This is a genomic window from Paenibacillus sp. FSL L8-0641, assembly GCF_038006265.1.
GTDB lineage: Bacteria > Bacillota > Bacilli > Paenibacillales > Paenibacillaceae > Paenibacillus > Paenibacillus polymyxa_D.
Genome location: NZ_JBBOUW010000001.1, coordinates 1,702,391 through 1,716,035 on the forward strand (window position 1 = coordinate 1,702,391; position 13,645 = coordinate 1,716,035).

The 13,645-nt window shown below is 45.6% G+C and carries 13 protein-coding genes; 9 read left to right on the forward strand and 4 right to left on the reverse strand.

Translation table 11 applies throughout. The features are described 5' to 3' along the window. Positions 1-35: 35 nt before the first annotated feature. From MKY16_RS07655 to mqnC, 3 genes are all read left to right on the forward strand, one after another. Positions 36-1,220 carry a PLP-dependent transferase gene (locus MKY16_RS07655; protein ID WP_340954900.1) on the forward strand — a complete coding sequence of 395 codons (1,185 nt, stop codon included), beginning with the start codon at positions 36-38 and terminating at the stop codon, positions 1,218-1,220. Then, positions 1,217-2,395: an aminotransferase class I/II-fold pyridoxal phosphate-dependent enzyme gene (locus MKY16_RS07660; RefSeq protein WP_340954901.1), complete on the forward strand. Its 1,179-nt coding sequence runs from the start codon at positions 1,217-1,219 to the stop codon at positions 2,393-2,395. Before MKY16_RS07655 ends, MKY16_RS07660 begins: the two co-directional genes overlap by 4 nt. 432 nt (positions 2,396-2,827) lie before the next feature. Continuing rightward, complete coding sequence (gene mqnC, locus MKY16_RS07665) at positions 2,828-3,961, forward strand: cyclic dehypoxanthinyl futalosine synthase (RefSeq protein ID WP_029516502.1); 1,134 nt, start codon at positions 2,828-2,830, stop codon at positions 3,959-3,961. A gap of 96 nt (positions 3,962-4,057) precedes the next feature. On the opposite strand, the gene MKY16_RS07670 is transcribed toward mqnC, so the two are convergent. The 4 genes from MKY16_RS07670 to MKY16_RS07685 all read right to left on the reverse strand — a co-directional run bounded on the left by MKY16_RS07670 (position 4,058) and on the right by MKY16_RS07685 (position 7,334). Then, positions 4,058-4,921, reverse strand: coding sequence for a YitT family protein (locus MKY16_RS07670; RefSeq protein WP_340954902.1), 864 nt, complete (start codon positions 4,919-4,921; stop codon positions 4,058-4,060). Positions 4,922-5,004: 83 nt separating this feature from the next. Then, entirely contained in the window at positions 5,005-6,231 is a 1,227-nt protein-coding gene (locus MKY16_RS07675) for a cation:proton antiporter (RefSeq protein WP_023987794.1), read from the reverse strand. A gap of 4 nt (positions 6,232-6,235) precedes the next feature. Continuing rightward, positions 6,236-6,730, reverse strand: a complete 495-nt coding sequence (locus tag MKY16_RS07680) for a cation:proton antiporter regulatory subunit (protein WP_039269782.1) — start codon at positions 6,728-6,730, stop codon at positions 6,236-6,238. A gap of 208 nt (positions 6,731-6,938) precedes the next feature. Next, positions 6,939-7,334 carry a hypothetical protein gene (locus MKY16_RS07685; RefSeq protein ID WP_069012825.1) on the reverse strand — a complete coding sequence of 132 codons (396 nt, stop codon included), beginning with the start codon at positions 7,332-7,334 and terminating at the stop codon, positions 6,939-6,941. A gap of 240 nt (positions 7,335-7,574) precedes the next feature. On the opposite strand from MKY16_RS07685, the gene MKY16_RS07690 reads away from it, so the two are divergent. From MKY16_RS07690 to MKY16_RS07715, 6 genes are all read left to right on the forward strand, one after another. Continuing rightward, positions 7,575-8,456 (forward strand): putative sporulation protein YtxC, encoded by an 882-nt coding sequence (locus MKY16_RS07690; RefSeq protein ID WP_069012824.1) that lies wholly within the window; start codon positions 7,575-7,577, stop codon positions 8,454-8,456. Positions 8,457-8,517: 61 nt separating this feature from the next. Then, positions 8,518-9,093 (forward strand): 3D domain-containing protein, encoded by a 576-nt coding sequence (locus tag MKY16_RS07695; RefSeq protein ID WP_013309429.1) that lies wholly within the window; start codon positions 8,518-8,520, stop codon positions 9,091-9,093. Positions 9,094-9,177: 84 nt separating this feature from the next. Then, positions 9,178-9,486, forward strand: a complete 309-nt coding sequence (locus MKY16_RS07700) for a hypothetical protein (protein ID WP_340931750.1) — start codon at positions 9,178-9,180, stop codon at positions 9,484-9,486. Positions 9,487-9,682: 196 nt separating this feature from the next. Continuing rightward, entirely contained in the window at positions 9,683-11,269 is a 1,587-nt protein-coding gene (locus tag MKY16_RS07705) for a S1C family serine protease (RefSeq protein WP_340954904.1), read from the forward strand. Between the two features lie 149 nt (positions 11,270-11,418). After that, positions 11,419-12,108: a response regulator transcription factor gene (locus tag MKY16_RS07710; protein ID WP_029516509.1), complete on the forward strand. Its 690-nt coding sequence runs from the start codon at positions 11,419-11,421 to the stop codon at positions 12,106-12,108. Between the two features lies 1 nt (position 12,109). Beyond that, a complete protein-coding gene (locus MKY16_RS07715; RefSeq protein ID WP_029516510.1) occupies positions 12,110-13,588 on the forward strand; it encodes a sensor histidine kinase in 1,479 nt (492 codons plus the stop codon). Positions 13,589-13,645 lie beyond the last annotated feature (57 nt).

Genomic DNA, 13,645 nt, shown 5'->3' on the forward strand with positions numbered 1-13,645 from the left:
TAGCACCCACTATGGAAGTGAACAGGAGGATTCATATGAGTGAGAAACAGTGGAAAATCGAAAGCAGATTGGCACAAATCGGCTCAGTAGAGGAGCCAGTAACCGGGGCTGTTAATTACCCGATTTACCAATCTACGGCGTTCCGCCATCCCCGTCTGGGTCAAAGCACAGGATTTGATTACATTCGGACGATCAATCCCACGCGAAAGGTACTGGAAGAGGCTTCTGCTGCACTTGAATCGGGTGATGCAGGCTTTGCATGCAGCTCAGGTATGGCGGCACTGCAAACGGTATTTGCATTGTTTGGACAGGGAGATCATCTCATAGTATCGCTGGACCTGTATGGCGGGACCTATCGTTTGCTGGAGCGTATTCTATCTAAATTTGGTGTAACAGCCAGTTATGTGGATACGAACGATCTTGAAGCACTCGAACGATCATGTCGACCGAATACCAAAGCTGTATTCATAGAAACGCCTACAAATCCGTTAATGATGATTACTGATATTCGAGCGGTGGCTAAATGGGCATCACAACATCAGTTGCTTACCATTGTAGATAATACGCTGCTAACGCCATATTTCCAGCGGCCATTGGAACTGGGCGCGGATATTGTGGTACATAGCGCAACTAAATATTTGGGCGGACACAACGATGTGCTGGCAGGGTTGATCGTAACCAAAGGCAAAGAGCTATCAGCTGAAATTGCATTCCTGCACAATTCCATAGGGGCCGTGCTTTCCCCAAGCGATTGCTACCAGTTAATGAAGGGCATGAAGACGTTAGCGCTGCGTATGGACCGACACGAGCATAATGCAACAGTGCTGTCTAACTATTTACTGACGCATCCGGCTGTGGCGGAAGTATTTTATCCAGCTCTAGAAGGCCATCCAGGTCGTGAGATTCAAAATAAACAATCCAGCGGAAATACGGGTATCTTTTCCTTTAAAGTAAAGGATGCTCGTTATGTGGAACCTTTGCTTCGTCACATTAAGCTCATTGCGTTTGCGGAAAGTCTCGGCGGTGTGGAATCGTTAATGACCTATCCCGCTGTGCAGACACATGCGGACATACCAGCAGAAATTCGGGATGCAGTCGGGGTAGATGACAGGCTGTTGCGTTTCTCCGTAGGCATTGAGCATACAGACGACCTAATTGAAGATTTACGTTCGGCGTTGGAAGCGGCACGTCAAGAAGTAGAAGGAGGAGAGCTGCAATGATAGAGGATGCGAGGAGGATCGGGCAGGATCTGAACAAAGAGCGGAAGTTCGCTACCAAGCTGCTGCATTTTGGCTCTGAAATTGACAGCGTTACGGGGGCATCGAGCGTCCCGATCTATCAAGCTTCTACCTTCCACCATCACGATATTTTTAATCCTCCACAGCATGACTATAGCCGTTCAGGTAATCCGACACGACAAGCTTTGGAGGATTACATCGCCTTATTAGAAGGAGGAGCCAGCGGTTTTGCCTTTGCATCAGGTATGGCGGCCATCTCTACTACATTTATGCTCTTGTCTGCTGGAGATCATGTCATTGTTTCCGAGGACGTATATGGAGGAACATATCGACTGCTGACCTCCATTTTGAAACGGATGAATATCGAAACGACCTTCGTCGACATGACGGACCTCAACCTTGTGAAAGATGCGTTGCAGGAGAATACAAGGGCTGTATATATGGAAACTCCGTCCAATCCGACACTCAAAATTACCGATGTGGCAGGAATAACTTCTTGGGCACAGGACAACGGGCTTTTAACGTTATTGGATAATACTTTTATGACACCTTATTATCAACGTCCGATTGAGCAGGGAGTTGATATTGTATTGCACAGTGCGACCAAGTTTCTGGGCGGACACAGCGATGTGCTGGCAGGACTTGCGGTAGCACGTACCGAATCGTTGGGAAGACAAATCAAGCAGCTCCAAAATGGACTGGGTACCGTGTTGGCTCCGCAGGAGTCATGGTTGCTCATGCGCGGTATGAAGACACTGGAGGCTCGTATGGCTCACAGCGAAAAGAGCGCAGCGAAGCTCGCTAACTGGCTGAACGAGCGCAACGACATTGAGGCGGTATACTACCCGGGTCTGGAGAATCATCCAGGGCGTGAAGTTCATGAGCGCCAATCCAGCGGTTATGGTGCAGTGATATCTTTTGATGTGGGTTCTGGTGAGCGTGCAAAAGAAGTCCTCAGTCGCGTACGTATTCCAATTGTAGCGGTGAGTCTGGGAGCTGTGGAAAGCATCTTGTCGTATCCGGCGATGATGTCACATGCGGCTATGCCCCATAGTGTACGATTGGAGCGCGGGATTACGAACGGACTACTCCGTTTCTCCGTAGGTTTGGAGGATATTGACGACCTGATCAGTGATCTGGATGAGGCGCTGCGCTAGAGCGTTAGCACATCCGCAGCATCTTTGTCGTTTTCACGCTGAGAGCAAATATGTACAGTACTAAACAGCAAGTTTCCAGTATTTCAGGAGGCTTGCTGTTTTCTATAAAATAACATGAACGACAGTGTGAAAAAAGACACTTTTCAGTTCTGTTTTCTTATTTTTTGGCTATATGCAACGTTGAGATAAGCTTGGCAGTTGCCTGTTTTCCTAGGTGAAAAGCAGAAAGAAGCGGGAATAAGTATGGTTCCTTACCTAAAGATATGTTAGTATTATCATTAGGTTTTACTATGCTAAATAGCACAGACAACATACAAGGCTAGTCATGAACATACATTACGGCAGGGTTCGAACGCAGGTTTGTGAAAGCATTCTCGTTCATAAGTCCTGTCGTTCATTTCGTCGCCCTGTGACAGCGAAGGAGGATACACCATGAGTGTAATCGACCATATTTTAGATAAAGCCCTACGCGGCGAACGCCTGAATTTAGAGGATACCGTTGCTTTGTTCGAATCAGACGAGGTAGAAAAAATCGGTCATGCGGCGAATAAAGTCATGAATCGCATGCATCCCGATCCCGTTAAAACCTTCGTTATCGGACGAAATATTAACTATACAAACGTGTGTGACGTATACTGTCGCTTCTGCGCTTTTTATCGTAGACCAGGTTCTGATGAAGGTTATGTTTTGCCGGATGAGGTGATCTTTCAGAAGATCAAGGAAACGCAGGAAGTAGGTGGCACCGAAATTCTAATGCAAGGCGGTGTGAACCCGAATCTGCCGTTCAGTTATTATACCGATTTGCTGAAAGGTATCAAGGAGCGTTTTCCCGATATTACGATGCACTCCTTCTCGCCAGCTGAAATTCACAAAATGAAGGAGAAATCTGGTCTTTCTATGGAAGAAACAATCCGCGCCATTCATGAAGCTGGATTGGATTCGCTTCCGGGCGGAGGTGGAGAAATTTTGGATGACCGCACACGCCGCAAAATTAGCCGTCTCAAAGGCTCTTGGCGTGATTGGATGGATGTCATGCAAACGGCTCATAAGGTTGGGATGAACACGACTGCTACGATGGTTATTGGCTTTGGCGAGTTGATGGAGGAGCGTGCGCTGCATTTGTTGCGTGTTCGTGATGCTCAGGACGAATGCATTGAAAACAAATATAATTCTGAAGGATTTTTGGCCTTTATTCCTTGGACCTTCCAGCCAGACAATACCAACCTGAAGAAGGAACGTCAGACGCCGGAGGAATATCTGAAGACCGTTGCGATCAGTCGTCTTGTATTGGATAACATCAAGCATATTCAATCCTCATGGGTAACTATGGGACCTGAAATCGGTAAAAAATCGTTGTACTACGGTTGCGATGATTTTGGTAGCACCATGATTGAGGAAAACGTAGTTTCCGCTGCAGGCGCAACGTATAAGGTTAACATTGAATCCATTTTACAGTTGATCCGCGAGACGGGTCACATTCCGGCACAGCGTAATACCCGTTATGATATTATTCGTACTTTTGACAGTGCCAGCAGTATTGAACATGATTTTATCATGCAGAATTAATATCCGTTAATATAGTGTTCATTACAAAACGCCTATCTGTACTAATCGTTATACATAGATTAGTGCAGATAAGCGTTTTTTTGATGTGTTACTTTGCTATGCTTTCCATCGTTTCATATACATGATCTCAGCTTGCGGGTCTGCCATTTGGATGACTGCCTTAAAGCGCTGCAAATCCAACAGATGAACGCTGTAAACGATGACCATTTGTTCTTTTTTATCCTCAGATTCGCTTTTGATCTTGCCCTCTATCTGGGCAGAGCCTTCAACAGGCGTGCTGTGTATACGCAACCTGCGATATATAGCATCCTCGACGGTTGGCTGCTTCTTGCTGACAACACAAACCATACGCGTCAGACCGGTAAACATCAGCCGGGTCGTTTCGTAGGCGGCGAGGCAGGATAAGGCTGAATATAGAGCTGGCTCCCAGCCTAGCACAAAGCCAGCTGTAATGAGCAGCAGACCGTTACATAGCATAACAATCTGTATTAACGGAATCTTGCGGTGTGTTAGCAACAATGTGGATGGACGGCCATCGCCTGGTTCGTTAAGTCCTAGTGAATCAAGCAGACCACCGTGACGAGCTGCCAGCCCTGCGCCAAGACCGATACAGATTCCGCCGCCCAAAGCACATACGACCGCATGGCCGCTCACTGCCGGAAAAGGCGAAAGAATGATGGCTGAGCCTGAAAAGGCGAACAAGCCGGGTAGTGCACGGAGCAGCATGGGTTTGTGAGTGGATAATGAATACAGCAGCATGAGTGGCAAGTTCAAAACGAATAGCAATAACCCAAAATGCTCTTGTGTATAAAGCGACATGAGTCTGGAGATCCCCGTGACGCCTCCAGCGATCATATCATGCGGATGCAAAAACAATTCCAGACCGACGGATGCCGTAATTCCGCCAATCACCGTATAAAAGACAGGGAACCTGCTCGCATCTTCTGAAGCGGGCTTCACAAGCCGCCTCATAGAGTTTCGGCATGTTTAATAGCGTGCGGCATAGCCTTCCCTCCTATGGATTGTCGTATCCAGCTTTACAGTTACGCCGAGTTACTTTCTTCTTTTCGTAGGCGGGGGTCCTTGAACTTGAATATTTTGTTTAACATATTAAAAATAGGTTTTGACTGCTTTGTGAGAAGTGGTCCAAGAATGGCCAGTATGAGTACATAGATGGCTGCAAAAGGTTGAACAATATCAAGTAAACCACCTTCTTTACCCAAGTTGGCCATGATAATCGAAAATTCACCCCGTGCCACAATGGTCAGGCCGATATTTGCTGACGCTTTGGGAGATAAGGAGGCCGTACGCCCAGCCAACATTCCTGCCCAAATGTTCCCAAATAACGTGAGAACGACTGCTGCCAGCGCAAGCCATATCGCGTTTCCTCCTAGGGACAGTGGATCAATGGATAGCCCAAAGCTGAAAAAGAACAGAGCGCCAAAGAAATCGCGGAAAGGAACAATTAAATGCTCGATCCGTTTGGCATGTTCCGTTTCGGCCAGTACGAGACCGACTAACAGGGCGCCGATAGCTTCCGCCACATGAATCGTTTCCGAAAAACCAGCCACCAGAAACAGGGAGCCGAAAACAACAAGTCCGAATACCTCATTGGAGCGAATACGGAGAATCCGATTTAACAGAGGGACGGCCTTACGACCGATAATAATGACTGCAAGCATAAAGCCAAGCGCGATTAGCGCTGATAGCAGTACACCCCCGAGCGAGGATGAATCGCTAAGAACCAATCCGGAGAGGATGGAGATGTATACGGCGAGGAAAACATCCTCGAACATAATAATGCCCAAAATCATTTCAGTTTCAGCATTGGCAGTCCGCTTGAGATCTACCAGCACCTTCGCAGCAATAGCACTGGATGATATGGTTGTAATTCCGGCGATAACCAGTGTTTCTGCTACAGGAAAGCCGCTCAGGAAGCCAAGAGCCAGCCCCAGTGTGAAATTGATGCCAATATAAATGGTGCCACCCACGGCAATGGAGCGGCCTGATTTAATTAACCGACCTACTGAAAACTCCAGACCCAAGTAGAAGAGAAGAAACAGCACTCCGATTCTTCCCATAAAATCAATAAAAGGGGCGCTTTCGATAAAGCGAAAATCAAAATGCCATAGCTCCATCGCATGCGGTCCAACTGCCATTCCGATCAGGATATAAAAAGGGATGACCGAGAAGCGCAGTTTGGAGGAAATAAGTCCGGCTGCAGCGATGAGAGCAATAGCCAATCCAACCTCAAATACCAGATGATCCATCCAATCACCCGCTTCCGTTCATAAGGATTTGTTTAAAGCGTTTTTGCTGATCGCGTTCCCCAACAACAACTACAGTGGCATCATCGTTAATAATCACTTCAGGACCAGGATTTACATATTTCATTCCCTTTTTCTCCACAATGGCAATAACAGTGGCTCCCGAATTTTGTCTAATATCCAGCTCACCGATGGATTTGCCAACACTTGCATAGTGAGATTCCACTCTGTACCATTCGATAATAAAATCGTCAAACGTCATTTCTACACTTTCAAGCTGTTTCGGCTTATATGTCATACCCCCGATGATGGAGGCTACCAATCGTGCTTCCTGATCATTCAGGGTTGTCATAGAAATACTTTGTTCCAAATCCTCGTAATCAAAGTGATACAACTCACGCCTGCCATCATCATGAATAATAATGACAATTCGGTCGCCACTCTCTGCATCTATTCGATACTTAATCCCGATTCCTGGCAAAATAGACTCTCGAATATCCATTTGTAAAGCCTCCTGTACGATACGTTATTTAAATGAATGGTATGGGAAATAAATCACATGCTTTGGGAGTGACATGAAAACTTTCTTTTTGTATTAAATTTTATAAATTAACATAGAAAACCTGATAAATATACTTAACGTATTACACTTATTGGGAACGGTTAACAAATAGACATGCAAATGTGGTGATGTGCATGCTTAAGGGAGGTTAAGCCACATAACTAGAGGTAAATTTGATGGGGAACAAGTACAATTGCTTCTTTAGTTTGCAAATGACAGGAATAAAAGGCAGACGTAGTTTAGGGATGCTCAATAGCAGCACAAACGCTATCAAAATGACAAAGGGAAGTGATTTGGCCGCAGCGATCACCAGATGAAGTAAAGGGGAGGATTTGCGTATAGCTGGTTTGGGATGGTGCTCCAGACCGTGAGAATCGGTTTCTAACGAGGAAACATCAGCATGAGACAGGAGAGAAGATCCCGCAGTAAACTGAAGGGATTGAGTAGTGTCTTCCGCATGAAACGTCACAGGAAGGGACAAAATCTGAACGAGGCTCAATATGACGATCATGAATGTACGCAGCATGTTCAGCATCGTTGACATCTTATCTCCTCCCTCTTGTGAAAAATTCATATTAATTTAACCTTAACATACCCCACCCTAAATATTCAAACGTCTTTCGTTTTTTTCCTATACCACAGTAATTGTTTATAACACGCCAACCGGCTTTTTGAAACCTGATCATCCTCTTTTGACTATGTCTTTCTGTTTCCAGTCGTTCACTTCGTATAACCCTTCAGAGGCCGCCATATACTGAAAGCAGTGATCGAAAGGAGTGAGCCAATGGAACTGTTTACAGTGTGGACCAATACAAACGGAGATCAGGAAACCGACCGGTTTTACGAAGTGGTCAAAAGTAGAACAAAGGGGCTACATATGTCACGGCGCGGATTTCGATTCACTTTCAGACAGCTGGACAACAAAGTGGCATGGACCTGCAAGGGCACAGAAAGCAATTCGGCGTTTGAAAGCTTTCTCCCCTGTGTATACAGCATCATGTCTTCGGCAATAGCGGATTATATTATCGAGGTCAAGGAGTGGGGGCTGCTTAATCTCATTCTCACCAAAGCCTGTTCGCTGCTGGAGAAAGAGGATACAGAGCAAATTCGCAGTATGATTCGTTCACTGTTAAACGATGATGGCCCGAGAGGTCGTTTGAAGCGTCATGGTAAGCTGACCACTCTCCTGGAGAAGGATTTTAAGGAGCTTCGTGTGATCAATTTGGAAGGACTGATTCAATTTAGGCTCCATGCGTATAAAAAAGAGCTTGAAGAAATCGTCGACTATGCCATGGAAGAATTCTGGGCAGATCGGCAATACGAAGAATTTATGGGGTTGCTTAAATATTTTGTTTTTTTTCAGGAAAGCAAAGTTCCGCTCGTACACGTACTTCACCAAGGCGGACATAATTTTACGATTCTGGATAGTGCCATGGTGCCGATACCGACTCCCGATGCAGATGACATCATTGTCGAGATGCCAGGCATTGAACTGGAAATGGAGGTCGAGGATCGAATCGTGAGCACCCTTATTTCGATTTCTCCTGCTTCCATTATATTGCATACAGACGATGAGCACACCCCCATAGTGCGGACACTCCTGCATATTTTTGAAGATAAAGTGAAGCTGAGCAGATTTTATCCAGGTCAGGATGTTCAAAAATAATAATCTGTTCGTATAAACCAATGGATTTCTGGAAAGCCTTTGCCTCAAGGGGAGGTTTTTTATGAGATCCATGTTGGTATGGAAACGGATTTTGGGAACCGTGTTAATCGCAACCTGTCTGGTATTGCCCGGCAATGAAGTTTACGGTCACAAAGAACCGGTCCAGCATAAGAAATGGCAGTCCACACCTGTTTTAGCTCCACGCGAAGAGCAGGTTATTACGACCATGACGGTCACAGCAACAGGATATACAGCAGGCTATGAATCGACTGGCAAACGGCCAAGTCATCCTGGTTACGGTATTACGTATTCCGGTGTAAAAGTGCGTCGTGACAAGAACACACTGTCTACGATTGCGGCTGATCCCAAAACGTTTCCTTTGGGAAGCATATTGTACATTCCTGGTTATGGATACGGGATTGTAGCAGATACAGGTTCTGCGATTAAGGGCAATAAAATTGATTTGTATTTTAAAACAACCCGGCAGGTGTATTCTGAATGGGGCAAGAAAGATGTGGATGTTCAAATTATAAAAAAAGGGAACGGAAAATGTACGGAAAAGATGGTGAAATCGCTCCAAAAGGCGATAGAAACGCATAAAACCATTCCGACCGCGACACTGGATGCTTCCATATAATCCTTGAATATTGTTTTTTCCAACATCACATACTATGTTGCGGGATGAGTTTATCCCACAAAACATACTGGGAGGTTGAGAATTATGCCAATTCAAGGCGGAAGTTCTTTCACGAACAAAGGCTTCAATGCAAGCACAGGAAATCAGTTCAAAGCGGAATTTGCACAAGACAATACGGTAGGTGTTGTTTCACAAAAGGTAAAGCAGTCTGAACAAAATAAAATTCAAGACAACTTCCAGACACCAAATGAGAAGTATGATGAAGAATTTGCAACAGATCAAGGCGGTACAGGTGCAGTAGCACAAAAAGTTCAAAACTCTAGTCGCAACAAAATTCAAAACAATGCTCAAACACCGAATGAAAAGTTCGACGAAAACTTTAACACGAAATAAAAAAGCATATACAATCGATAATGCTCCGGATTATATCCGGGGCATTTCGTTTTGAGTAAAAGTGGTTAGGTACAAATAGGTCTAAGGTTTTATCTCCTTTTTAATTGTTTTTAAGGTGGAATTAAGGTTTAAAGTGCAAAATAAAGTCAGTTAAACAACACCACCTTGAAGCATAGGGTTTGGGAGGAGATATACAATGGACGAATTTAAAAATAATAACTCCGGACGCCGGAACGACAACGATCAGGTTGATACCGATAACGTAACTCGGCAAAACGATTTGAACGGTTCCTCATATTATTATTCTTACGGCCCTTTTTCTTCAGTTCAATCGGACGGACAACGTAAGGAAGGGCAGTCGGTGGAAAAAGATGTTGAGATCACGCCACCGCAGGCAGTAAGACCCCTTCCTCCCTCATACCATCGTGCTATGCCTGAGCAACAGGATGGTTCGGGTCGGAATGGCGGCAACTGGCAATTCAAACCGAATAAGCCCAAGTCGCAGGTGAAAACAATTTTCTTATCTTTTTTGGCCGGGATGCTGGTCATTACGGTATTGATGTATACAGCTGACCGAACAAATATGTTCACACCCGAGACGGCGTTGACTTCGGCGGCAGCTGAAAGCGGAGAAACGACTAATTCGGGAACAACCAGTTCGACTCCAAGCGCAGTTCCGGCTGTGATGCCTTCAGGTACCGCTGATGTTCAATCTGTTGTGGCTAAGGCTGGACCGGCAGTCGTCAAAATCGAAACGCTTGCCAAACAAACCAGTGGCAGCAGCGGCAGACAAAGCAGCCCTTATTACAATGACCCGCTGTATCAATACTTTTTCGGTAATCAGTATGGTGACAGTGGCAGCAGCGGTAACAGTAATGAAAATGAAGGTAGCAACAGCGGACAGCTGACTCCGCTTGGTATTGGTTCCGGTTTTATTTTTGATAAATCGGGTTACGTCCTAACCAACAACCATGTTGTTGAAGGCGCGAGTGTGGTTCAGGTTACAGTAGAGGGAACTAATAAGCCTTACGAAGCCAAAGTCTTGGGCAAAAATGCTGATCTTGATTTGGCGGTACTTAAAATTGAAGGCAAAAATAACTTTCCGACAGTAACTTTGGGTGACTCGGATAACGCTAAAGTCGGCGAGTGGATGGTCGCAATTGGCAACCCTGAAGGCTTTGAGCATTCGGTAACAGCCGGGGTGCTAAGTGCGAAAGAACGTACGATCACCATTAATAGTGAATCAACTGGAAAACCGACGCAATACAAGCATCTCATTCAGACGGATGCGTCCATTAACCCTGGTAACTCTGGTGGACCGCTGTTAAATCTGCAAGGGCAAGTTATCGGTATGAACGTAGCTGTTAGTGCAGACGCACAGGGAATCGGGTTTGCGATTCCGTCCAATACGATTTTGGAAGTCGTCGATAAGCTGAAAAATAACCAGCCTATCCCTAAAGAACCTGTACCTTTCATTGGTGCAAGTCTGTTAAATTTGAGTCCTGAAGTAGCCAAAGAACTGGGAACAACCCTGACCGAAGGCTCGGTTGTACGAGATATTATATACAAATCACCAGCTTATCAGGCTGATCTGCGTCCTTACGATGTGATTATCGGAGCCAATGGCACGCCTTATAGCACGTCACAAGAGCTGATCCAGTTCATTCAAAAACAAAAAGTGGGTACAGCACTGACGCTTAACATCGAACGAGCTGGGCAGAAAAAAGATGTTCAACTGAAAATAGGCAATAAAAATGACTTTAGCTCGACGCTCCAGCAATAAGATGATAACTTTACAAAAATGAACATGTGCACGCAAGAAACGGAAGGAAGATCCCTTCCGTTTCTTGCTGTATGAAGTAGCAAGATGCTACGCGCGTGTACTCCTGCTACAATAGAGGGAAAAGAAGAGATAAAGGAGTTCGATCGTGTATGCGTTCTACTATTTTGATCATTGATGACGATGAAAAAATTGTTTCCATGCTGCGCAGAGGACTGGCATTTGAAGGCTATGAAGTGCTGACAGCCGCCAATGGAGCAGAGGGATTAAATAAAATGCTGACAGCTGAGCCTGATGTAGTCGTGCTGGATGTAATGATGCCGCAAGTCGATGGTTTTGAGGTATGCCGTCGCATGCGGGAGGGGGGGAGCACGGTACCTGTCCTAATGCTTACAGCCAAGGATGAGGTTGAGAATCGGGTTAAAGGCTTGGATCTAGGGGCCGATGATTATCTCGTCAAGCCGTTTGCTCTGGAGGAGTTGCTGGCACGAGTGCGAGCGCTTTTGCGGCGTAAAACCGAACAACAGGGCAATAACGGAAATAGACTTACCTTCGAGGATTTACAACTGGATAACGAATCCCGTGAAGTGGTTCGTGGCGGCAAACGCTTGGAACTGACGGCCAAAGAATTTGAACTGCTCCATTTGTTCATGCAAAACCCGAAGCGTGTTCTGTCGCGTGATCTGATTATGGACAAAATTTGGGGCTATGACTATAGCGGAGAATCGAATGTGCTCGAAGTATATATTGCCATGCTACGACAAAAAACGGAGCAGGATGGCGGTAAACGTCTCATTCGTACAATTCGGGGAGCTGGCTACATTTTAAGAGGTGATGTGTAATATGTCTATTCGGTGGCGGCTGACAGCTTGGTATTCGAGCATCTTGGCTATAGTGCTTGTCATTTTTGGTCTGGCTATTTACGGACTGGTTTATTATTACACATACAATGAAGTAAAAAGTCAGCTTACGACTCAGGCGCCACGGATTAACAAGCAGCTACTGCTTACAATTAAAGGGGGGTTATTTGAAGTCCCCAATCTGGATTTGGGTTTAGTGCAAGAACGTGGAATTGATGATTCACAGCTATATGTACAAATTTACAATTATACATCAGGTGTTACCAAAACCACCCAAAACATGAAAGACCTCAATATCACCTTCCCTGTTCCATCTACAGCGACAGGAGCAGTTCAAAATGAGGGAATCCGGCGTGTGAACGTAAATGGGGATACCTTTATGATTTACCAACAGCCCATTAAGTCCGAGGAGTTGGGCTTGGTAGTCGGGTTGCTACAGGTAGGACAATTCACGGGCTCTCAGGATCGACTCATGAACAGGTTGCAAAATGTGCTTGTATATGGTTCGTTGTTTGCATTACTTGCTGCTGCGACTTCAGGTCTCTTTCTGGCCCGCAAGTCTATGAAGCCGCTGGTCAAGGTAATTGAGGGGGCAAATCAGATTCAATCCAGTAATGATTTGAGTGTTCGGATTGAATATGACGGACCACCAGATGAAATTGGACAATTAATCGGGACAGTTAACAACATGCTGGGGCGTACAGAGGTGTTTTACAAGGAGTTGGAAGATGCGTACGGTGCACAGCGCCGCTTTGTGGCTGATGCTTCCCATGAGCTTCGTACGCCGCTAACGACGATCCGTGGCAACGTTGATTTTTTGCTCAAAATGTGGACTACCGAACCAGGAGAGCGACCGAATATGGATGAAGAGATGATTCGTGAGCTTTCTATGGAGGCATTAAATGACATGGCAGATGAAGGCAAACGGATGAGTCGTTTGGTGAGTGATATGTTGTCACTTGCGAGAGCAGACACAGGGAAAACGTTCGATAAGACTCCCGTTGCGCTGGAACCCCTTGTAAGTGAGGTTGCCCGTCGTGCTCAGTTTTTAGAGCGAACGGCCGAATGGAATGTGGGAGATTTTTCGTTGCTGAATGGTATTTATATGGATGGGAGCAAGGATTATTTACAGCAAATGCTATTCATTTTCATTGATAATGCATTCAAATACACACCTGAAGGCACGGTCCGATTTGATGCCATTGTTTATCAAGGACAGGTAGGGCTACGGATCAGTGATACGGGCATTGGAATGGACAAGAGTGAGGTTCCCTTTATTTTTGACCGCTTTTACCGGGCAGATGAGTCGCGCGGGGTGACAGAGGGAATTGGATTGGGGCTGTCTATTGCCAAGTGGATTATTGATGAACATCACGGGTCTGTGGAAGTGGTTACGCGTCAAGGAGAAGGAACGACATTTGTCATCTGGCTTCCGGTCAGCTTTTCCGCGCCTTTGGAATAGGCTATAATAGGAAGGCAACTACATCATAGAATTGGCCGGTAAAGGCTTGGATGCCCA